The sequence below is a fragment of the Microbacterium trichothecenolyticum genome (genome assembly GCF_030818955.1).
In the GTDB taxonomy this organism is placed as follows: Bacteria; Actinomycetota; Actinomycetes; order Actinomycetales; family Microbacteriaceae; genus Microbacterium; species Microbacterium trichothecenolyticum_B.
In genome coordinates, this window is record NZ_JAUTBF010000001.1 from 2,283,721 (window position 1) to 2,305,847 (window position 22,127).

Consider the following 22,127-nt stretch of genomic DNA (forward strand, 5'->3'; position numbering starts at 1 on the left):
CGGCGCGGCGCTCAGTGTGCCGCCGCGCGCAGCAGGTCGGCCGCGCGTTCGGCGATCGCGATCGTGGGCGCCTGGGTGTTGCTCGTCGGAATCGTCGGCATCACCGAGGCGTCGGCGACCCACAGCCCGTCCAGCCCCCGTACCCGCAGCTCCGGATCGACGACAGCGAGATCGTCGACGCCGATGCGGGCCGTGCCGGAGCAGTGGAAGAACGTGCCGACGTTCTCGCGCACGAACCTCTCCTGCGCCTGGCGCGACAATCCGGCGGCCGGTGTGATGGGTCCCGCGGCGAGATCGGCGTACGCCGACGTGGCGACGAGATCCTGCACCGCGTCGACGGCGTCGACCATCGCGGCCAGATCGTTCGGGTCGGCGAGGTAGTTGGGTTGGATCTCGGGCACCGCGTCGGGGTCGGCCGAGCGCACCCGCACCCACCCGACGCTGCGCGAGTGGTAGAGCCCGGGCACGATCGCGAACACGCGCTCGCCCGAGAGGTCGTGCGCGGCGTGCAGAGCCTCGTCGCCGCGCGATCCGTGGGCGATCACGGCGTGCAGGTCGGGGCGTCCGCGTGCTCGCGCGCTCTGCCAGTTGAGCATCGTGCCCCCGCCGTTGCCGATCACCGGGCCGAGGTCGGCGCGGGCGCGGAAGTTCATGCCGAGGATCAGCGGGTGATCCTGGAAGTTCTCCCCGACGCCCGGGAGGTCGTGGCGGGGGCGGATGCCGACGGCGGCGAGGCGCGCCGGATCGCCGATGCCCGACAGCTGCAGCAGACGCGGGGTGTCGATCGCCCCGGCGGCGAGGATCGTCCGCGCGGCCCGGGTCGTGACGACGGCACCGTCGACGATGTGCCGGATGCCGCGCACGGTGGCGCCTTCCAGCACCACGCCGTGCACGCGGCTGCCCACGAGAACATCGAGGTTCGGACGCCCGAGCGCCGGTTCGAGATAGGCACGCACGACGGACCACCGTTCGAACGCGCCGTCATCGCCCACGACCGCGTTGTAGTCGGCGAAGACCGCGCCCTCGTTCGCGCCGGCGTTCGCGTCGTCGAGCGCGGGCAGGCCCCGCTCGACCGCGGCGCCGAGCAGCGCGTGCGCGATCGGGTGCACCGCGGCGAGCGGCCCCACCCGCATGGGACCATCCATGCCCCGATGCACGGGATCGCCGCCCGCACGGGCCTCGGACCGGCGGAAGTACGGCAGAAGCTCGGCATACGACCAGCCGGCGGCACCGGCTTGCGCCCATTCGTCGTAGTCGCCCGGATGACCGCGGTACCAGAGCATCGCGTTGGTCGACGACGAGCCCCCGAGCACCCGCCCACGGGGCATGGCGAGCGAGCGGCCGAGCACCGCCTCTGCGGGAGCCGAGCGATAGCCGTAGTCGTACGTCCCGCCGAGGAGCGCGTCCCAGTGCGCGGCGTCGGCGATCGCGGCATCCCTCCGTCCGTCCGGGCCCGCCTCGACGAGGAGCACGCGCATCGCCGGGTCTTCCGACAGGCGCGCGGCGACGACGCACCCGGCCGCCCCCGCGCCCACCACGATCGCGTCGTAGTCGGCGGCGGGGGTGCGAGCGATCGGCATCAGTTGTGCTCGCTGGGTCCCATGATGGTGATGCCCTCGGAGGCCTCGACGTGGCGGACGAAGATGTACTTGTCCTCGCGGCCGTCGGAGTGCTTGCGCCGGATGCCGGGCTCGAGCATGCCATCGGTCTTGGCGACGACCAGGTAGGGCTCGGTGGCGGCCAGGCCCGCAGCGCAGTGCCGGTCGAACTCCTCGAGCGTCTCGGCGGTGAAGGCGTTGTCCACACCGGCGCCGCGGGCGATCGCGGCGAGGTCGACGCGTCCCTTGGCGGTGTGGGTCGCGGGTCCGCCGATGGACTGGTACTGCTCGTTGTCCCACACCACGATGAAGAGGTTGTGGGGGCGCTCGTTGCCGAGGGTGGCGAGGATGCCGAGGTTGAACAGCAGTCCCCCGTCGGTGTCGAGCGAGACGATTCGTCGGTGCGGCAGGCCGACGGCCAGGCCGAAGGCCTCGGGAGTCACGCAGCCGAGCTGCTGCTGGAACAGCGACGCGTCGCGCATGTGCGGGGCGGCGTTGTACCACTCATCGACGGCGCCGCCGAGGGAGAGGATCACGAGTTCGTCGCGAAGACGATCGCCGAGCAGGCGCATGGCCTGGAAACGGGAGTAGCTCATCGGACCAGGTCTCCTCCGAGGACGATGGCGGCGTGGTAGTACGACGCGTAGGCGGTCTCGTACGCGCGCACGATGGCGGTCTCGATCTCGTCGACGGTGCGCACGATGGTGTACGGGGTCCGCAGGGCCTGCAGCAGCGGCTCCATGGTGATCCCGTGCGGGATCGCCCACCAGTTGTTCTCGCCCATCTCCCCGCGGTAGCTCATGATCATCACGACCGGGATGCCCGCTCCCAGACCCATCCGGGCGAGGTGCTCGGTCGCGGCCCGCAGGCCGGAATTCTCCATCACGAGCACGGCACGCTTACCGGAGAGGAAGACCCCGCCCGCGATCGCGGCGCCCTCGCCCTCGTTCGTGACCGGGATGGTGCGGATGTCGGCATCGGCGTCCAACGCCGGGTACAGCTCTTTCAGCAGCGAGTCGGGCAGGTAGGTCGCCACGCTCACGCCCGCGCGTTTCAGTCCGCGCAGCACCGCCTCCACGGCATCCGCTCTCATGCGTGCTCTCCTTTCGATGTCCGTCCGGCCCGGACGAGCTCAGCGGCGCGCAGCGTGTGCGCGCGGTGGGTGGATGCCAGGCGCGCAGCGCCCGTGAGGTGCTCGCGCAGCGTCGTGCCGGCGGGTGCCCCGGCCCGGCCGCGCGCGACGAGGATCGGCAGCACGAGCTCGATGAACGCGCGGTAGGCGTCGGGGCCCCCGAACGTCGGTTCGAGCATGACGCCGTCGATGCCTGCGCCGTCGACGATCGCCTCGATCTCGTCGGCGACCTCTTCGGGCGATCCCGTGATCTGGAAACCGCGGATCGCCTTCGTGCGGAACGCGTCGAGGATCTCGCCGACCTTCATGTCGGGGTTCTGCCGCGCGTAGCGCTGCACGAGCGTCTGTCCGAGATCGGTGTGCAGATCGACGACCCGCGTCTCGGGGTCGAGTCCGGTCAGGTCCAGGCCCGTGATCCCGGCGAACATCACGGCGGCGTCGGCCCGCGTGAGCAGCTCCTCGTACTCGGCGCGCAGCGCGAGGGCTTCGGCGCGGGTGGAGGCGACGGTGACCGTCATCCCCGTGACGACCTTCACGTCGTCGGGGCGACGCCCCTGCCGCACGGCCTGCTCGCGGATGTCGGCGACGTGGGCGGCGGCGGAGGCGATCGACTGGCCCTGGATGAACACGGCCTCCGCGTTGCGCGCGGCGTAGGCGCGCCCCCGGTCGGAGGTGCCGGCCTGGAAGAGCATCGGCGAGCGCTGGGGTGTCGGGGGAACGGCGAACACCCCGCGTGAGCGCTGGTAGACGCCGTCGACCTCGACGCGGTGCAGCTTCGACGGGTCGGCGTACACGCCCCGACCGCGATCACGCACCTCGGCGTCGTCGTCCCAGCTGTGCTCCCAGTGCCGCAGGCACGTGTCGAGGAAGTCGTCGGCGGCGTCGTAGCGCTGGTCGTGCGTGAGCGGGGCCGTGACCCCGAACAGCTCGTCGGTGGTGGCCTGCGAGCTGCCGGTCACGACGTTCCAGCCGATGCGTCCGCCGGTCAGCCGGTCGAGGGTCGCGAAGCGGCGGGCGGTGCCGTACGGCTTCTCCACCGTCGTCGGCGAGGTCACGACGAAGCCGATGCTCTCGGTCTCGCGGGCGAGCGCTGCGATGGCGAGCATGGGGTCGAGAGCGGGGAACTGGATGCCGTGGGCCGCCACCTCGTCGGGCATGACGCCGTCGAGGGTGGCGTAGCCGTACGTGTCGGCGAAGAAGAGGAAGTCGAAGCCGGCGGCATCGAGCATCCGCGCGAGGTCGACCCAGTACTCCAGCCGATCCCAGTCGTCCCCGCGCCCCCGCGGGTGGGTCCAGGTCGGCATCCCGTTGCTCGGGTTCATCATCTCGAAGACGCCCAGGGCGATGCGCGTGTGCTCGCTCATCAGATCACCATCACCACGGTCTTGGTCTCCAGGTAGTTCTCCAGGCCCTGCGGCCCGTTCTCGTATCCCCATCCCGACTCCTTGTGCCCGCCCTTGGGCAGCTCCGGGCCGAGGAACGAGTGACAGTTGACCCACACCGTCCCCGCCTGCAGCCGGGCGGCCGTGCGGTGGGCGTCGCTGAGGCCTCGGGTCCAGACGCTCGCGGCGAGACCGTAGGGCGAGTCGTTGGCCCAGCCGACGACCTCGTCGATGTCGTCGTAGGGGGTCACGACGGCGACGGGGCCGAAGATCTCCTCGCGCATGAGGCGCATATCGGGACGGGCTCCCGTGACCACCGTGGGTGCGTAGAAGGTGCCGGCCGGGCCGCTGCGCTCACCGCCGGTCACGATCTCGGCGCCCTCGGCACGCCCCTCGTCGATGTACGCCGCGACGCGATCGGCCTGCGTCCGGCTGACGAGCGGACCCAGATCGGACGCGGCATCGAGGCCGTGGCCGAGGCGGAGCCCCGCACCGAATGCGGCCATGCCGTCGACGACATCGCGGTACACGTCGCGGTGCGCGTATACCCGGGCGCTCGCGACGCACACCTGGCCGCCGTTATCGAAGATGCCGCGCGAAATCCCCTCGACCGCGGCCGCCAGATCGGCGTCGGGCAGGACGATGGCGGGCGACTTGCCGCCGAGCTCGAGCGTGAGGCGCGTGAGCCGGCCGGCGGCGGAGGCCACGAGCCGCTTGCCGACCGCCGTCGAGCCCGTGAAGGCGAGCTTGTCGACGCCCGGGGCATCCGCGAGGGCCTGACCGGCTTCGGCGCCGTACCCGGTGACGACGTTCACGACACCGTCGGGGACCCCGGCCTCCTGGAGCAGGCGGGCCAGGTACAGGGCGCTGAGCGGGGTGTTCTCGGCGGGCTTGAGCACGATGGTGCATCCGGCGGCGAGGGCGGGGGCGAGCTTCATCGCCGTCATGATCAGCGGGGAGTTCCACGGCACGATCGCGGCCACCACGCCGACGGGCTCACGGCGCGTGTACGCGAAGACCTCCTTGTCAGGGGGCGTCCGGCTCAGCGAGGTGGGAATCGTCTCGCCGAGGATCTTCGTCGGCCACCCCGCGTAGTACCGGAACTGGTTGATCGCGGCGGGCACCTCGCCGAAACGCGAGGTGCGCAGGTTCTTGCCCTGGTCGAGGGTCTCGATCTCGGCCAGGTCGTCGAGGTGCTCCTGCATGAGGTCGGCGATCCGCCACAGCAGAGCGCCGCGATCGGCGGGGCGCATCCGCCCCCACGGCCCCTCGAGGGCGGTGCGGGCGGCCGGCACCGCGGCGGCGACGTCGGCCTCGCGTCCGCGGGCGACCTCGGCGATCGTCCGCCCCGTCGCGGGGTCGAGGGTCGCGAAGCGCTCACCGGCGACCGCGTCCGTCCACCGACCCCCGATGAGCAGGCGCCCGGGATCGTCGGCGAGGAACGCGTTCACCCTCGCACGCAGCGGGGTCGGGGAGAGGTCGATGGTCATGCTGCTCCTGTCACCCGTGGAAGAGTCCGGCGGGGTCGTCCTGCGCGGCCAACCAGGCCGAGCGGCGTGCGAACAGGCCCGGCACGAGCGCGCGGACGCGGTCGATGATCTCGGCGAGATCGGCGTTCACGAGCCGGCCGTCGCGCACGACGATCTCGCCGTCGACCATCGTCAGGTCGACGTCGGAACCGCGGACGGCGTGGACGAGGTTGTGGTGGATGTTCGCGTAATCGCCTGCCGGCAGCAGGGGCGTCATCCGCGGGGTGTCGGTGCGCACGGCCACGAGGTCGGCCTTACGCCCCACGGTGATCGCCCCGAGCTCATCGCCTCGGCCGATGGCCGCGGCCCCGCCGCGCGTGGCCATGCGCAGCACGTCCCACGAGTCCATCGCGGCGGCATCCATCGTCCGGAGCTTGCCCAGCAGAGAGGCGACCTTCATCTCCTCGAACATGTCGAGGTTGTTGTTCTCCTTCTCGCCGTCCGTACCCAGACCCACGTTGACGCCGGCCGCGAGCATCTCGGCGACGGGTGCCATGCCGCTGGCGAGCTTCATGTTGGACACCGGGTTGTGCGAAACGCCGACGCCGCGCGCGGCGATGAGGTCGACCTCGGAGTCATCCAGCCACACCGCGTGGGCGATCATGGTGCGCGGAGCGTCGAAGAACCCCAGCTGCTCGAGGGCGAACATCGGCCGCGCGCCGTGGCGTTCCGCGAAATCGGCCAGCTCCAGCTCGGACTCGCTGCAGTGCGTGTACAGACCGGTGTCGTACTCGCGCGCCAGCGCGACGGCTCGGCGCTGGCCGGCGGCATCGGCGTAGAACGGGTGCTCCAGACCCACCCAGGGCATCACGCGGCCGTTCGCCGCTCCGGTGTATCGGCTCAGCATCCGCTCGTTGTCGTCGAGGGTGTCGAAGTAGTCGAAGTCGGGGTGCGCGCCGACGTAGTTGACCGTGACCACCCGGTTGCCGAGGGCGGTCGCGGCGCGCACGGCACCGTCCATGAACCGCCACATGTCGACCACCGTGGTCGTGCCCGACAGCAGCCCCTCGGCGTAGCAGAGCCACGCGGCGGCCTCGGCCTCGTCGGGGCGCAGGACCCGGTGCATCGGATCGATGTGCAGCCGCAGCCACTCCCATACCGGTAGGTGCTCCGCCGTGCCGCGCAGCATGCCCGAGTGGTGGTGAGCGTTCACGAGGCCGGGCATGAGGAGCCGGTTCGGCAGGTCGACGCGCGCGGCCTCGGGATGGGCGGCGGCGAGATCTGCGGCCGGGCCGACGGCTGCGACCGTGTCACCGGTGACGAGGACCGCGGCATCCGAGAGGACGTCGAGGGCGTCGTTCATCGTCACGACGAGGTCGGGCACGAGCAGCGTGGAGCGGGGCACGCTCTGATCGTAAGGACTTAACTTTGATAGCCCGTGGCTATCGCATTACGGTCCTGTTTCTCCGCGGACCGACGCGTAGACGAGCAGAACCGTCGCCGTGCCGTCCCCGCGGATCTCCCACCGGTTGCGCAGCGCACCCGGATGCCACAGGGCGTCGCCGGGGCCCAGCTCCCACTCACCGCGACCCTCGATCGTCGCGACGATAGCGCCGTCGACGACGTACGACGTGATCTCACCGTCGGACTCGAACCAGTCACCGGTGTAGGGCCCGACGAGGCGATACTCCTGCACGTTCGCACCGCGGGCGCTGCCGGAGGACAGCACGCGGCTGGTCGCCCGCTCGTCCGACTCCCTGACGCGCACCCGCCTCGCATCGATTCCCCGCGTGAGGTAGATGGGCTCGGGCTCGGCCACGGAGGGCAGCAGCTCCGACGGCGATATACCGAGCCCCTTGGCGAGACGGAACAGCGTGACCACGGAGGGCATCGTCTGCCCGCCCTCGATCTGACTCAGGAACGGCTGGCTGATCTCTGCGGCAGCGGCGAGCGCGCGCATCGACAGCCCGCGTTCGGTGCGGGCCGCACGCACCGCCCGCCCGAGCGCGACGCCGATCGCAGACTCGGCGGGAGTTGCGGTGGACACGCCCCCACCCTAGGCCGTTCTGCACGCCCGGCGCGGGCGCAGAGGGCGGGGAGGCGACCGCGGGCACCCCGTGATGTAATGCACATATGCACCTCAACCCTTACGGCGAATATGCGGTGCTGCTCGCCGCATCGCTCGCGAACGACTGGCCGGCGGACCGTGCGGGCATCGAGCAGCGCACGCGGGAGAGGGGGATGACGATGACATTCCCCGTGGCATCCGACGATCACGCACGCACCCGCGCCGTCATCGACGACTGGCTGCGGGTCGTCGACGAGAGCGACCCCGACGCGCGCGCAGCCTTGTTGAACGCCCAGATGGCCGCCGTCACGGCATATCCGCGGTTGACCGACCACGACGGCGAGGGCTGGCACCTGCACTATCGCGACAGCGACGAGGCCCTGCCCCGCGTGTTGGCGGCCGTGATCTCGGTCGGAACCTCGCTGCACCTCGTCACGCGCGGCATGAACCGGTTGGGCCGCTGTGCCGCCGAGCCCTGCGATCACGTCGTCGTCGACGTCACCCGCAACGGCCGCCAGCGCTACTGCTCGGTGCGGTGCGCGAACCGCGCCGCCGTTCGGCGGCACCGCGCGCGCGGCTGAACCCACCCGCCCCGCGTTGCGCGCACGGGAGGGCGAGGGATGAAGGAGGATCCCGGCCGCCCTCCGGCCCTCCGCTCCCCCCTGGCCCTCCGCCCGTCACGCCGCGGCAGGCCACTACCAGCACCCACGCGACCGCGACGGGGGATGGCGGAACACCGCCGACCCCGCCTACGTTGCTGAAGAAACCAACGACAGGAGGCGCGATGAGCGACGAACTGACCGTGACGCGTAACGACGACGCCCACCGCTACGAGATCCACGTGGACGGCGAGTTGGGCGGTTTCCTCGAGTTCCGCCCCGCCGGCGCTGACCGCACCGTCCTTCCCCACACCGAGCTCGACCCCGCCTTCACCGGCCGCGGCCTGGGCAAGGCGCTGGCGAGCGAGGCGCTGGCCGACCTCGCCCGCCGGGGCGGCACCGTCATCCCCACCTGCCCGTTCGTCGCGCACTACCTGCGCGAGCACGAGGTCCCCGGTCTCGTGATCGAGTGGCCGAGCGACGACGATGCCGCCGAGGCGGCGAGTCCCGGCGAACCCGCATGACCCGCCTCGACGTCGCCCCCGAGGCATCCGAAAGCCCCCTCGCCTGCGACGGGCCGCGCGCCCTCGTGGTCGAGGCCCGCGAGGTGCCCCTGGGCGGCGTCCGAGGCATGGAGGTGCACCGCACCCTGCCGCACCGGGCGCTGCCGTTGGTCGGCGCCTGGTGCTTCCTCGACCGTTTCGGCCCGCAGGACACGCTCATGCGCGTCGAGCCGCATCCGCACATCGGCCTGCAGACGGTGACGTGGCCGATCGTGGGCGAGGTACGGCATCGGGATGCCGTGGGCAGCGACGTCGTCGTGCGCCCGGGGGCGCTGAACCTCATGACCAGCGGTGCCGGCATCGCCCACTCCGAGTACTCGGTCGGCGACGACCCGATCCCCCTCGACGCCCTCCAGCTGTGGGTCGCCCTGCCCGAGACCCGCCGCCACGGCGGCCCCGCTTTCGAGCGGCACGAGAATCTGCCGATCCTCGACCTCGGCGACGGGGCCGACGCGGTCGTCGTGATGGGCCGGCTCGGCGACGTGGTCTCGCCCGCGACCGTGCACACCCCGATCGTGGGGGCTGAGCTGCGCCTGCCCGCCGGCTCGACGGTGCGTATTCCCCTGCGCCCCGGCTGGGAGCACGCCCTCTACGGCATGACCGGTCGCGCAACCGCGGTCACCGGGATGGATGCCGTCGACGCCGACGCCGCACGGCGGCCCGCCCCCGCTCCCGAGCCGGGCACGACGGCATCCGTCGACGACAGCCGACTGCTGTACCTCGGCCGCGGGCGCGACCACATCGAGCTGCACAGCGACGAGGGCGCGCGGGTGTTCCTGCTCGGCGGCGAACCCTTCGAGGCCGACATCGTGATGTGGTGGAACTTCGTGGGCCGCTCGCACGACGAGATCGTCGAGGCGCGCGAGGCCTGGGAGGCGCACGCCGACCGCTTCGGGACGGTCATCGACCACGGACCCGAGCGCATCCCCGCTCCCCCGCTGCCGGCCGTGCGCCTGAAACCCCGGCGCCGCCGAGCCTGAGGTGGCCCGACCCGGCGGGCGGCACACCGGGAACGGTGCGGCCGAGTCACGGCATCGCCTCCCCCTAGAATCGGGGAAACCCGAGGAGGAGCAATGGCCCGGCGCCGTCGCACCGTCGCGCAGCACGCCCGCCTGCGCTCGCCCCACCCGCTCGGCCAGCTGGCGAAACTGCTCGCGGTCGCGGTATCCGTCGTGCTCGTCTCGACGGTCGGAGTGGCCGCGTACACGGCCTACGACCTCACCACGAGCTTCACCGAAGAGGCCGTCGTCGTCGAGAACCAGCCGGCGGTGCCACCCGACCTCAGCCAGCTCGAGGGCGGCGTGAACATGATGGTCGTCGGCATCGACGCGTGCGAGGAGAACCTCCGCGAACTGTTCGGCGAGCGCTGCGAGGGTCCGGATGCCGAGGGGCAGCTGAACGACGTCAACATCCTCGTGCACATCTCCGACGCTCCGCGTCGCGTGACGGTCGTGTCGTTCCCGCGCGATCTGCTCTTCGACGCCCCCTCCTGCGACACCGCCGACGGCGACCGCTGGGGCGGCGGCTTCGTGCAGATCAACGAGATCTACTCGTACGGCGGTCTGTCGTGCGTCATGACGGCGATCTCCGACATGAGCGGGCAACCGGTGCAGTTCGGGGCGATGGTGACCTTCGGCGGCGTCATCGAGATCACCAACGCCATCGGCGGTGTCGAGGTCTGCCTGGCCAGCGCCATGCGCGACGAGAACACGGCGATCGACTGGCCCGCCGGCCCGCGCACGATCCAGGGCTACGAGGCGCTGCAGTTCCTGCGCACCCGCTATGGAGTGGGCGGCAGCGACCTCGCGCGCATCAGCAACCAGCAGCAGTACATGTCACGCCTGGCCCGCAAACTCGTCAGCGAGGAGGTGCTGTCGAACCCGGCGACGGTGTTCCGCCTCGCCTCCACGGGCCTGCGCAACGTCACCCCGACGCAGAGCCTCACCAATCCGCTGACGCTCGTGCAGATCGCCACGGCCGTGAAGGACGTGCCGTTCGAGGACATCGTCTTCGTGCAGTACCCGACCGTCACGGCCCGCAGCGATGCGAACCGGGTGGAGCCCAATTACGCGGCCGCCCAGGTGCTGTGGGACGCGCTCCTGGCGAACCAGGGGGTCGAGGTGACCGGAGAGGCCGGCGCGAACGGCGGAGTCGTGATCGCCGAGCCGGCCCCGAGCGAGCCGACCCCGAGCGACACCCCGACCGAGGACGAGAGCGTCGAACCCGGCACCGTCGACCCGGTCACCGGGGCTGTGGCCCTGCCCGAGTCGATCACCGGCTCCAGCGCCGCCCAGCAGACCTGCAGCGCCGGCGTGGTCAACTGACACCACGGGGCGATACGGGATGCCGGGGTCCCGGCATCCCGCTCAGTACGTGGGCGCCGCGGGAAGACCGAAGAACTCCTCGAGCGTGGTGTATGCGCCCTCGTGGTACGCGCGGGCCAGCTCGGGACCGATGTAGCGCAGGTGCCAGGCTTCGGGCTCGTACCCGCTGACCGACTCGCGCCCCTCGACGTACCGGGTGATGAACCCGTACTCCCAGGCGTGATCGCGCACCCAGGCTCCCTGCGAAGACGCCGCGACGTCGTCGAGCGTCGCGCACGAGCCGTCGCACGGCACGATGTCGACCGCGAGGCCCGACTGGTGCTCGCTGTATCCGGCGCGGGCGCTCTCTCGATCGGCCGCCTCGACTCCGCCCACGGCTACCCGCCCGGCGTACGTCGACTGCTGGGTCGTATACGAGCGGAAGGCGCTGAGGTAACCGATCTCCCCCGCGCCCGCATCGGAGGCGGCTCGCACCATGGCGCTCAAGGCCGTCGCCGCGGGGGCCCGCACCGCGGACTGTTCGAGAGCGCGCACGCCGTCGGGCATCACGAGATCGTCAGGACGGTAGTCGACCGGGTCGTAGGGGCGCTGCTTGTTCACCACGACCCACTCGCGGTGGGGGTCCGACAGCGAGACGCACGGGGCGACACCGGATGCCACCGCTGCGCGGAAAGCGTTCCCGCCGCCCGCGGCGGAGATGGCCGCGGCGTCGTCGCCCGAGGCCAGCGCCGAGGTGAAGGCGGGGTCGTCGCAGGGCGTCGCGCTCGCCGCGACGGCGGCCTGCTGCGGAACCGGCAGGCCCTCGTCAGGCACCGCGGGCGGCCCTGACACCGGGGCCACCACGGAGTTGTCGGCGACGGTCGCGGAGGCGGCGGTGTCGTGGCGCGCACCGGAGGACGCCGTTGCGATCGCGCTCGCGCACACCACCGCGACGAGGGCGACACCGGCGAGGGCCGCGAGGCGCCGGCGGCGCGTCACCGGCGCGAGTCCGCTCATCGAGAGCGCTGTGGCGAGCCGGGACGAGCGCCCCGGAGACGACGACGGGGTGGCCGCGGTCTCTCGCAGGGTACGGCGCGTCGGCGAAGGCGCCGGGATCTGCGCGAGGGCCGCCGTCGCGAGTCGCTCGGCCTCCGCGCGCGCGGCGCGGCGGGGCGAGGGCTCAGCATCGTGGGACATGGGTCGTCCCATTGTGTCGCGACACTCCGCATCGGTCGAGCCCGGCCCCGGCGCGGCTGCTTCGCTGGCCTCCGCCGCACGTGTCACGACCTGACGCTGCGGCCGAGTTCACCGGCCGCGGCGAGAGCGGACCTGACGCTCGACCTCTCGGCGACGAGCAGCGGCAGCACCCGAGAAGATCGTCGGTGTAGACGACGAAAAACGCATGCCCGTTGTCATTTCCTCGAACATGTGTTCGACTGTTCACATGAGATGGCAGGGTCAGCAGCTGGGCGTCGACGACTCCGGTGCGCTCCCGGGCATGGAACGCATAGACGGTCTGGTGCGGTCGGTGACCACACCGGAGTTCGCCGGCATGACGTTCCACGAGGTGCAGTGCAAGAGTGCCCTCAATCGCGTGCCCGGCGCCTCGGCCATGCCCTTCGACTGGACGGTGAATCCGTATCGCGGCTGCACACACCAGTGCGTGTACTGCTTCGCCCGTAAGACGCACGAGTACCTCGACCTCGACTACGGCTCCGACTTCGATTCGCAGATCGTGGTCAAGGTGAACGTCGCCGACGTGCTGCGCACCGAGTTACGGCGCGGCTCATGGACGCGGGAGCCCGTGATGCTCGGCACGAACACCGACCCGTACCAGCGCGCCGAAGGACGCTACCGGCTCATGCCCGACATCGTCGGCGCGCTGACCGAGACCGGCACACCGTTCTCGATCCTCACCAAGGGCACGCTCCTGCGGCGCGACCTCCCCCTGCTCACCGACGCGGCGCAGCAGGTGAAGGTGTCGTTGGCGATGTCGATCGCCGTCTTCGACGATGCCCTTCAGCACTCGATCGAACCCGGCACACCCGGCGCCGACGCACGACTGGCGACCGTGCGCGCCGCGACAGCGGCGGGCTTCCGCGTCACCGTCTTCCTCATGCCGATCCTGCCGCACCTGACTGACTCGATCGCCGCCCTCGACGACGCCCTCGCCCGCATTCGCGCCGCGGGCGCTGCCCGCGTGGTCTACGGCGCGCTGCACCTGCGCCCCGGCGCGAAGCAGTGGTTCTGGCAGTGGCTGGAGCGCGAGCATCCGCATCTCGTGTCGTCGTATCGCGGGCTGTACCCGGGGGTCTCGGTCTCGGCACCGAAGGCGTACCGCACGTGGCTCGCAAAGCGCATGCGACCGCTGCTGCGGATGCACCGCCTCGACGGGTGGGACGAAGACGACCACCCCCGCGGGCGCCCGCAGCCCGGGCTCGCCGCCCGCACCTCGCCACCGAGCAGCCTCGGCCCCGTGCGCGGCACCGGGGCCTCGGCATCCGCCCGCCCGCGCGTGGCGCCGGCGAGCGAGCCGACGCTGTTCTGAACGCACGGAACCCCCGCCGCATCAGCGACGGGGGTTCCGAGTCGGCCTCTTACGAGGTGACGTCGGCGAGCTGACGACCCGACAGCTCTTCGATCAGGTCGTCACCGAGCTGCGCGGGCTCGAACGGCGCCTCGATCTCGGCACGATCGAGCAGCTCGGTCATGCGGCGCTGACGCTGACGCGTGATGAGCGTCACCACCGTGCCGCTGCGGCCCGCGCGACCGGTGCGGCCGGAGCGGTGCAGGTACGTCTTGTACTCATCGGGGGCGTCGGCCTGGATGACCAGGTCGATGTCGTCGACGTGGATGCCGCGAGCGGCGACGTCGGTGGCGACGAGCACGTTGACGCGGCCCGAGGTGAGCTTCTCGAGGTTGCGTGTGCGCTTCTGCTGGTTGAGGTCACCGTGCAGCGCGACGGCTGCGATACCGGCGTCGTCGAACTGCTCGGCGAGCATCTCGGCGTACGCGCGCGTGCGGGCGAAGACGAGGGTCTTACCGGGGCGGTCGACGAGCGAGCCGAGGATCTCGGCCTTGTCGCGGTGGTCGATCACGAGCACACGGTGGTCGATGGTCCCGGAGTCCTGATCTTCACCGGCCACCTCGTAGACGGCGGGCTCGACGAGGAACTCGTCGACGAGCGCCGCGACCTCCCGGTCGAGGGTCGCCGAGAACAGCAGCTTCTGGCTGCCGTCGGCGGTCGCGCGCAGGATGCGCTGCACGGGCTCGAGGAAGCCGAGCTCGCACATGTGGTCGGCCTCGTCGAGCACGGCCACCTGCACCTCGGACAGGTCGAGCTTGCCCTGGTTCAGCAGGTCTTCGATGCGGCCGGGCGTGCCGATGACGATGTCGACGCCCTTCTTCAGCGCACCGACCTGACGCGCCTGGGGCACGCCACCGTAGATCTGCGTGGTGAACAGTCCGACGCTGCGCGCGATCACCTGGACGGTGCGGTCGATCTGCAGCGCCAGCTCGCGGGTGGGGGCGAGGATCAGCGCCTTGGGGGCGCGGCCGAACTCCCGGCGCTTACCGGCCTGCGCGCGCAGGATGCTCTCGACGAGCGGGGCGCCGAAGGCGATGGTCTTGCCCGAGCCGGTACGCCCGCGAGCGAGCACGTCACGGCCGTCGAGGATGGGCTTCACCGTCGCGGCCTGGATCGGGAAGGGGCTCGCCGCACCGAGACCGGCGAGGGCGCGCACGATGTTGTCGCCCAGGCCCAGTTCGGCGAAGCCGGCACCGGTCGCGGTCGCGGCGTCGACGGCCTCTGCCTGCAGGCGCTCGTGCACGACGTCGACGCGCTGCTCGTGCTCGGCCGAACGCTTCGGGGTGGCGGTCCAATCGCTGCGGCTCGGGCCGTCGGTGCGGCGCGGGCGGTCGTCGAAGGAACGGGCGGGGCGCTCGGGGCGGTCGAACGAACGGGCGGGGCGATCCTCGAACGAGCGGGCCGGGCGGTCGCCGGCGTCGCGACGAGGACGCTCGTCACGGTCGAACGAACGCGCCGGGCGGTCGCTGCGATCGAACGAGCGAGCCGGACGGTCGTCACGGGCCGGACGGTCGTCGAACGAGCGGCGAGGGCGCTCGTCACGCGCGGGACGCTCGTCCCGACGGTCGAACGACCGAGCCGGACGCTCACCGGCGTCGCGACGCGGACGCTCGTCGCGATCGAACGAACGCGTCGGACGGTCGTCGCGAGCAGGACGCTCGTCCCGACGGTCGAACGACCGAGCCGGACGCTCACCGGCGTCGCGACGCGGACGCTCGTCGCGGAACGAAGGGCGGGCGTCGCCGAACGAACGGCGGTTGTCGCGGTCCACGCGCTCCCCGCGGGGGGCACGGTCGTCGCGCGCGGGTCGGTCGTTCCGGTCGAACGATCGCGCGGGGCGGTCGCTGCGGTCGAAGGAACGCACCGGACGGTCGTCGAAGGAACGGCGGGGGCGCTCGTCGAACGAGCGGGCGCCGCGGTCGTCACGGCGGCCGGCCGTGGCATCCCGATCCGAGCGACCGAAACGATCGTCACGGGCCGAGGTGCGGATACTGCGGGCCTCGTCGCGGCCCGCGCGGTCCGACGCGCTCCAGCGGCGCTTGTCGGGGGCGGCCTCCGCCTCGGGACGGTACCCGCGGTGGTTGGGGCTCTTGCTGCCGGGCTTGGCCGGGGCTTCGCCGCCGGGGCGGCGCTTGCGGTCCTGGAACGAGGTCTTCGCGCCGTAGCGCGGCTCGAAGTTCTTGGCGGCGCGGCCGCCGGCGGGCTTCTTGTTCTTGGGCATGACGATGTCCTTCTGGGTTCTGTTTCGCGCGAGACAGCAGCACCGCACAGCGGTGCGAAACCCGGACTATCGTCGGCCGGGGGCCATTCACTGATGATGGTCGAGGCCGCGATCGCGTCCTGTCCATCGGCCCCTTGGACTCACAAACCCATCCGCGCATCACACGCGGTGTCCAGAGCCGACCGCCCCACGCTACAGGTGGCGCCTGGGAATGGCATCCATATCGCGCACTGTTCCCCTCGAGAACAGGTGATCGGCCGAGAACAGGCCCGTATCGGCGTGGGGCAGGCCTGTCCTCACCGAATCCCCTGTCCTCGCCGAACACCCACCAAGATGGACGCATGGCAGACACCGACGCCCACCCCATCACGGTGGCGATCGAGCGGCGCATCGACCCGACGCGCACCGCCGAAGCGACCTCCTGGATGCAGGCCGGCACCGACCTCGCGACCGCCTTCCCGGGCTTTCTCGGCTCGGGGTGGGTGCGTGCGGGCGAAGACAGCGACCTCTGGTACATGCTGTACCGCTTCCGCGACATCGCCACGCTCGAGGGGTGGGAGACCTCGTCGCAGCGACAGTGGTGGCTCGACTCGGGCCGCCCCTTCGCGCGCGAGGAGCGCGTCGAGCGCCGAACGGGCATCGAAGGCTGGTTCGACGCCTCGTTCGGCTCGGTCCTGGAGCCCACGGATGCCGAGACCTCACCCGTGCAGCACCCGGTCCCGCCCGCGCCACCCCGGTGGAAGCAGGCGGTCACCATCTGGGTCGGCTTCTTCCCCACGAACCTTCTGGCGTCGTGGCTGCTGGGCTTCGTCCCCGGCTTCGCCGAGATCCCGCTCGTGCTCCGGGTGCTGGCCACCACACTCCTGCTCACCCCCGTCATGACCTACGCGGTGCTCCCGTGGGTCACCCGCCTGCTGCGCCCGTGGCTGCAGCGTCCGCCCCGCACTCGAAAGGCCTCGTCATGACCGCCGACCCCACCGGCCAGCGCTTCCACCTGCGCGGCCCGCGCTCCTCCGCCGAGATCGCCCAGGTCGGTGCGGCGCTGCGCGCACTGACCGTCGACGGCGTCGACCTCGTACCGCGCTACCCCGACGACGTGCCCACCCCCGCGGCATCCGGGGTCGTCCTGGTCCCCTGGCCGAACCGCATCCGCGACGGCAAGTACACCTTCGACGGGGTTGACCAGCAGCTCGCCATCAGCGAGCCGAAGTTCGGCAACGCCAGCCACGGCCTCCTGCGCTTCGGCACGTACCAGCCCCTCGAGCACACCGACGAGCGGCTCGTTCTGGGCGCCGATGTCGTGCCGCAGACGGGTTACCCGTTCCACCTGCGCACCCGCGTGACCTTCGCGCTGCAGCCCGACGGCCTGCGCGTGACCCACGTCATCGAGAACGTCGGGGCAGCGACCGCGCCCGTCGCTCTCGGCGTGCACCCCTACCTTCAGATCGGCGGGGTCGCGACCGCAGACCTCGTGGTGCACGCGACCGGCACGACAACCCTCGTGCTCGACGACCGCAACATTCCCATCGACGAGGTGCCCGTCGACGACCGCACCGACCTCCGGGCCGGCCGCCGCCTGGGCGACGCTTCGCTCGACAACGGCTACCGGGGGCTCGCGAGGGATGCCGACGGCCGCGCCGCGCACACCCTCACCGCACCCGACGGTCGCCGCGTGCAGCTGTGGCAGGACGAGGGGTTCCGCTGGGTTCAGGTCTTCACGACGGATCGCTACCCCGGTCACGACCTCGCCGTCGCGATCGAGCCGATGACAGCGCCGGCGAACGCATTCGCCACCGGCGCGGATCTCGACATTTCTCGAATCCGGTCAGGAAATGACGCGGGAGTGGGGGATCCGCTTTACATCGAAATGACCACTTGTCCCCCATTTGGGGGACACGGATTCCCCGGATGACCGGGGAAATCCTCAGGCAAGGCCTTTCCCGTGAAGTCGGCGCGAACGTTACCATTTGGGGGACGGTTTCCGTCGAGGCCGGGGGCGGCCGAGGACCAGGTTCCCTCAGCTGATGCCCGAATGAGCCGACGGGGGCCGAGGGTCCCGCGCTGTGGGGGGATGCTCGTTCCGTCCTGAGGAAAGACCCCCGCAATGAGCACCACGCTCCGTTTCGCCACCCCCGCTTCACTCCCGATGGCGCCCCTGCGCCGCATCGTCCGCCGCCTCGACACCGTGCCGACCCTGTACGTCGGCGCCGCGGCCCTGGCGGTCCTGATCGGGGGGCTCCTGCTCTCGATCGCGACCACGAGCGATCCCTCGTGGTGGCAGCTGCACTTCAGTCAGCTCGGCACCTTCCACGACCTCTCCGCCGCGTTCTTCAACAACACGCTGAAGACCAGCGGCGCGATCGTGGTGCTCTTCGCCTTCCGTGTGCACAGTGACGTGCGCCGTCTCGGCCGGGGGCCCGTGCGTCGCGGTGCGGCCACCGTGGCATTCATCTGCCTGAACGTCATCGGTGTCAATCTCGCCCTCGTGGGCTGCGTCCCCCTGAACACCGACAAAGACCTGCACGACCGGGTCGCGGGATCGATGGTGCTCGGCTTCCTCGCCCTCCTGCTCACCGCCCCCGTGATGTTCCACCGCTTGGGCAAGCGTCTGGCGATCGGCACCGGTATCGCCCTGGTGTGGCTGATCGCGTCGATCGCACTCTTCGTCACGGCCACCATCAACCTCGCCCTCTTCGAGACGGTCGCGTGCGCCGCGATGTTCGCGTGGGCGGGGCTGTTCACCCAGGTTCTGGCGGGAGGCCTCCGTGCCGCGGTCTCGAGCGCGTTGGATGCGGACACGGCCGAGCCGGGCGCACCGTCGCCGGAGTCTGGTGTGGGCGCGCGCCCCGCGTGCGCCCACACTCGCCCGCGCCGCATGCGCCGGCCGGCGCTCCTGCGCGGCACCGGCTCGGCGAAGCGCGCGACGACGAGCGGCATCACTCGCCCGCATACCCGCCGTGCACCGGCACCGACCACGCCGCGCGCCTCACGACGCCGGCGCCCGGCATCCGCGAAGGCGGGTATCAGTGCTTCTGGCGCAGCTCGCGTCGGCTCAGCGGGTGTTCGTCGTCTGCCGGCGGGGTCTCGGGCGCTCCCTCTCGGTCTGCCCGCCGTGCTCGGCGCCGTTCACTCGCGCCCTCGATGAGGTTGTAGAGCGTCGGCAGCACCAGCAACGTCAAGAAAGTCGACGACACCAGACCGCCGATGACGACGACGGCCAGCGGCTGCGAGATGAAGCCGCCGTGCCCGGTGATGCCGAGCGCCATCGGCACGAGCGCGAAGATCGCGGCGAGCGCGGTCATGAGGATGGGCCGCAGACGTCGGGCACCCCCGACGATGGTCGCGTCGTGCACGCTGAGGCCGCGCGCCCGGTATTGGTTGACGAGGTCGATGAGCACGATGGCGTTGGTGACCACGATGCCGACGAGCATGAGGGCACCGATCATGCCCGCGACTCCGAGGGGTACTCCGGTGACCAGGAGCAGCAGAATGGCGCCGGTGGCGGCGAAGGGCACCGACACGAGCAGCTCGAGGGGCTGGCGCAGCGATTTGAAGGTCGCGACCATCACGACGTAGACGATGAGGATGGCCGCGAGCAGCGCGAGACCGAGCTGGGCGAAGGCGTCCTGCTGGTCGGTGACGGCGCCGCCGACCTTTGCGGTCGCCCCCTCGGGCAACGGCACGGCGGAGAGCGCGGCATTCACCGTGGCCGAGGTGCTGCCGAGATCGTCGGAGGTCGGTGTGACGGTGACGGTCGCCGTCCGCAGGCCCCGCGACGTCGTGATCGAGGGCGGGGTCTGGCTCTCTTCGACCGTGGCGATCTCGTCGAGGCGCACCGCGCCGCTCGCGGTGGGGATCTCCAGTGCCCGCAGATCGTCGATGGTGGCGGGCGGATCGGCGACCGCGAGGTAGACGGTCACGCCGCGGCCGTCGAGCTCGACGCTGCCGGCTTGCCGGGGCTGCTGCGTCGCCGACACAAGGGTGCCGACCGCGCGCTCCGACAGGCCCCGCCCCGCGGCGGCGTCGCGGTCGACGCGCACCGAGACGAAGGGCAGTGATGCCGACAGGCTGCTGGTGACCTGACCGATGCCGTCTCGGCCCTGCAACCCGCTCACCACGGCGTCGCTGGCCTGCTGCAGCGCCTGCCCGTCGGTCGCGGTCACGTCGACGGTCACGTCTGTCGATCCGAACCCGCCGCCGGAGGAGGCGACCTCGATCTGCCCCGCGTCGGGGAGAGCCTCCAGGGCGGTGCGTACGCGTTCGCGCAGCTGCACCTGATCGGCGCCCGGCGCCGAGGTGATGGAGTAGGTGATGCCCGAGCCGCCGCCCGAGAACGCGTCACGCAGTGCCGAACCACTCGAGCCGATCGAGGTCTGCACCGTCTCGACGCCGGGGGTGTCGAGCAGCACGGCCTCGACTCTCTGGGCCGCCGCGTCTTCGGCATCCAGGCTCGGGGCCGACCCGATCTTCTGGGTGACGGTGAAGGTGTTCTGGCCCGAGTCGCCGAGGAAGTCGGTCTTCAACAGCGGCACGGTGGCGACGGTGCCGCCGAGCACGAGCACGGCGAGGGTCAGTGTGACCCAGGAGTGCCGCAGGGTCCAGCCCAGCACGGGCACGTACGCCTTCTGCAGGCGCGAGGGCGGCGCGTCGGGCGCCTCGGGATCGATCGGGTTGCCGTCGGCATCCCGGATCACCTTCCCGGGCCTCAGGAACCACGACGCCAGAACGGGCACGATCGTCAACGACACGAGCAACGACGCGGCCATCGCGATGGTGACGGTGAGCGAGAAGGGGCGGAAGAGCTCACCGGTCACGTCTCCCACGAACGCGATCGGCAGGAACACCGCGACAGAGGTGATCGTGGATGCCGTGATCGCAGCGGCCACCTCACGCACCGCGCGCACGATCGTGGGGATCTTGTCGGCATCGCCGACGTAGTGCCGCTTGATGTTCTCGATGACGACGATGGAGTCGTCGACGACACGACCGATCGCGATGGTGAGCGCGCCGAGGGTGAGGATGTTGAGCGAGTAGCCGAACGCCTGGAGGCCGACGAAGGTGATGAGCACGCTCGTGGGGATCGAAATGGCGGTCACCAGTGTGGAGCGCACCGACATCAGGAACACCAGGATCACCACGACGGCGAACACGAGGCCGAGCAGGCCCTCCTGCGCGAGCGCCTCGATGGACTGCTCGACGAAGGGCGCTTGATCGAAGACGACGGTGAAGCTCGCCCCCTGGCCGAGGGCGCTCTCGAGCGTGGGCAGCGCGGCGAGCACCCCGCGCGAGACGTCGACGGTGTTGGCTGCGGGGAGTTTGGTGACGGCGATCGTGAGGGCGGGTTGGCCGTCGACGCGCGAGAGCGTGGTGACGGGATCCGCCTGCTGCTCCACGGTGGCGACGTCGGCGATGGTGGTGGCGCCGGCGCGGAACTGCGCGGCATCCGAGGGAACGAGCGGAAGAGCGGCGATCTCGTCGACGCTGGTGAGTTTGGTGCCCGTCTGCACGGTGAGGGTGCGATCGCCCTCGGTGAGAGAACCGCCGGGGAAGAGCACTCCGTTCGCGTCGAGGGCGTCGGTGATGGCCTGCTGGCTGTAGCCGCGGTCGCTCAGTCGCGTGGCGTCGGGGGTGATCGTGACGCGCTTACCGGTACCGCCGACGATCTGCGCCGCGTTGACTCCCGCGACGTCTTCGAGGTCGGGAATGACGCTGGTCTCGAGCACGGACTGCGTCGCCTGGGCGTCGGTGAAACCGGTGACCGCGAGCTGGATCACGGGGAAGTCGTCGATGCTCGCCGAGGCGACCGTCGTGTCGGCCGACTCCGGCAGCTGGTCGTCGATGCGGGCGATGGCGGCGAGGATCTTCTGCTGAGCGGCGGCCAGGTCGGTGCCGTAGGTGAACGACGCCGACACGATCGACGAGTTCGTCGTGCTCGTCGCGGTCGTGGACTCCAGCCCCTCGACACCACGAATGGCGTTCTCGATCGGTGTGGACACGTCGGCCTCGACCACCTCGGGAGACGCCCCGGGGTAGGTGGTGACGACCGCGAGCTGCGGGAACTCGATCGAGGGGATCAGTTCTTGCTTCAGGCTCGTGAGGGCGAGTCCGCCGAAGATCGCCGCGACGATGGTGACGAGGGCGATGAGGGCGCGGTTCTTCAGGCTCAGCACGGCCAGATATGACACGGGGGCCTCTCGGATCACGT

General features: G+C 71.1%; 17 protein-coding genes and 1 pseudogene. 8 read left to right on the top strand and 10 right to left on the bottom strand.

All coding sequences use genetic code 11. The features are described 5' to 3' along the window. Positions 1-11: 11 nt before the first annotated feature. From QE412_RS10800 to QE412_RS10830, 7 genes are read right to left on the bottom strand one after another with little or no spacing between them, the layout of a single operon-like run. Positions 12-1,580, bottom strand: a complete 1,569-nt coding sequence (locus tag QE412_RS10800) for a GMC family oxidoreductase (RefSeq protein WP_307483373.1) — start codon at positions 1,578-1,580, stop codon at positions 12-14. After that, positions 1,580-2,194 (bottom strand): thiamine pyrophosphate-dependent enzyme, encoded by a 615-nt coding sequence (locus tag QE412_RS10805; protein WP_307483376.1) that lies wholly within the window; start codon positions 2,192-2,194, stop codon positions 1,580-1,582. The genes QE412_RS10800 and QE412_RS10805 overlap by 1 nt, the downstream gene beginning before the upstream one ends. Further along, on the bottom strand, positions 2,191-2,691 hold the full coding sequence (locus QE412_RS10810; RefSeq protein ID WP_307483378.1) for a thiamine pyrophosphate-binding protein: 501 nt from the start codon (positions 2,689-2,691) through the stop codon (positions 2,191-2,193). Before QE412_RS10810 ends, QE412_RS10805 begins: the two co-directional genes overlap by 4 nt. Beyond that, positions 2,688-4,094, bottom strand: coding sequence for an NtaA/DmoA family FMN-dependent monooxygenase (locus QE412_RS10815; RefSeq protein ID WP_307483380.1), 1,407 nt, complete (start codon positions 4,092-4,094; stop codon positions 2,688-2,690). The genes QE412_RS10810 and QE412_RS10815 overlap by 4 nt, the downstream gene beginning before the upstream one ends. Further along, positions 4,094-5,602, bottom strand: coding sequence for an aldehyde dehydrogenase family protein (locus QE412_RS10820; protein WP_307483381.1), 1,509 nt, complete (start codon positions 5,600-5,602; stop codon positions 4,094-4,096). Before QE412_RS10820 ends, QE412_RS10815 begins: the two co-directional genes overlap by 1 nt. 10 nt (positions 5,603-5,612) lie before the next feature. Next, on the bottom strand, positions 5,613-6,986 hold the full coding sequence (locus tag QE412_RS10825; protein WP_307483383.1) for an amidohydrolase family protein: 1,374 nt from the start codon (positions 6,984-6,986) through the stop codon (positions 5,613-5,615). A gap of 45 nt (positions 6,987-7,031) precedes the next feature. Further along, positions 7,032-7,628: a helix-turn-helix domain-containing protein gene (locus QE412_RS10830; protein ID WP_307483386.1), complete on the bottom strand. Its 597-nt coding sequence runs from the start codon at positions 7,626-7,628 to the stop codon at positions 7,032-7,034. Between the two features lie 86 nt (positions 7,629-7,714). Here QE412_RS10830 and QE412_RS10835 point away from each other — a divergent pair, with 86 nt between their 5' ends. The 4 genes from QE412_RS10835 (at position 7,715) to QE412_RS10850 (ending at position 11,135) form a co-directional block, all read left to right on the top strand. Further along, positions 7,715-8,230, top strand: coding sequence for a CGNR zinc finger domain-containing protein (locus QE412_RS10835; RefSeq protein WP_307483388.1), 516 nt, complete (start codon positions 7,715-7,717; stop codon positions 8,228-8,230). Between the two features lie 203 nt (positions 8,231-8,433). After that, positions 8,434-8,772: a GNAT family N-acetyltransferase gene (locus QE412_RS10840; protein ID WP_307483391.1), complete on the top strand. Its 339-nt coding sequence runs from the start codon at positions 8,434-8,436 to the stop codon at positions 8,770-8,772. After that, complete coding sequence (locus tag QE412_RS10845) at positions 8,769-9,791, top strand: pirin family protein (RefSeq protein WP_307483393.1); 1,023 nt, start codon at positions 8,769-8,771, stop codon at positions 9,789-9,791. Before QE412_RS10840 ends, QE412_RS10845 begins: the two co-directional genes overlap by 4 nt. A gap of 93 nt (positions 9,792-9,884) precedes the next feature. Then, positions 9,885-11,135: an LCP family protein gene (locus QE412_RS10850; protein WP_307483395.1), complete on the top strand. Its 1,251-nt coding sequence runs from the start codon at positions 9,885-9,887 to the stop codon at positions 11,133-11,135. A 42-nt stretch (positions 11,136-11,177) separates the two neighbouring features. Here QE412_RS10850 and QE412_RS10855 read toward each other — a convergent pair whose 3' ends face one another. Beyond that, positions 11,178-12,311 (bottom strand): M15 family metallopeptidase, encoded by a 1,134-nt coding sequence (locus QE412_RS10855; RefSeq protein ID WP_307483397.1) that lies wholly within the window; start codon positions 12,309-12,311, stop codon positions 11,178-11,180. Positions 12,312-12,558: 247 nt separating this feature from the next. Here QE412_RS10855 and QE412_RS10860 point away from each other — a divergent pair, with 247 nt between their 5' ends. Further along, positions 12,559-13,662, top strand: coding sequence for an Rv2578c family radical SAM protein (locus QE412_RS10860; RefSeq protein WP_307483400.1), 1,104 nt, complete (start codon positions 12,559-12,561; stop codon positions 13,660-13,662). 49 nt (positions 13,663-13,711) lie between these two features. On the opposite strand, the gene QE412_RS10865 is transcribed toward QE412_RS10860, so the two are convergent. Further along, entirely contained in the window at positions 13,712-15,922 is a 2,211-nt protein-coding gene (locus tag QE412_RS10865; RefSeq protein WP_307483403.1) for a DEAD/DEAH box helicase, read from the bottom strand. A gap of 341 nt (positions 15,923-16,263) precedes the next feature. On the opposite strand from QE412_RS10865, the gene QE412_RS10870 reads away from it, so the two are divergent. The 3 genes and pseudogenes from QE412_RS10870 to QE412_RS17740 all read left to right on the top strand — a co-directional run. Continuing rightward, positions 16,264-16,887, top strand: a complete 624-nt coding sequence (locus QE412_RS10870) for an antibiotic biosynthesis monooxygenase (RefSeq protein ID WP_307483407.1) — start codon at positions 16,264-16,266, stop codon at positions 16,885-16,887. Next, positions 16,884-17,834 carry an aldose 1-epimerase family protein gene (locus QE412_RS10875; protein WP_307483410.1) on the top strand — a complete coding sequence of 317 codons (951 nt, stop codon included), beginning with the start codon at positions 16,884-16,886 and terminating at the stop codon, positions 17,832-17,834. Before QE412_RS10870 ends, QE412_RS10875 begins: the two co-directional genes overlap by 4 nt. 234 nt (positions 17,835-18,068) lie before the next feature. Then, positions 18,069-18,602: pseudogene (locus QE412_RS17740) on the top strand (hypothetical protein); the annotation flags it as partial. 343 nt (positions 18,603-18,945) lie between these two features. On the opposite strand, the gene QE412_RS10880 reads toward QE412_RS17740, so the two are convergent. Then, positions 18,946-22,107: an efflux RND transporter permease subunit gene (locus QE412_RS10880; protein ID WP_307487172.1), complete on the bottom strand. Its 3,162-nt coding sequence runs from the start codon at positions 22,105-22,107 to the stop codon at positions 18,946-18,948. Positions 22,108-22,127: the final 20 nt, after the last annotated feature.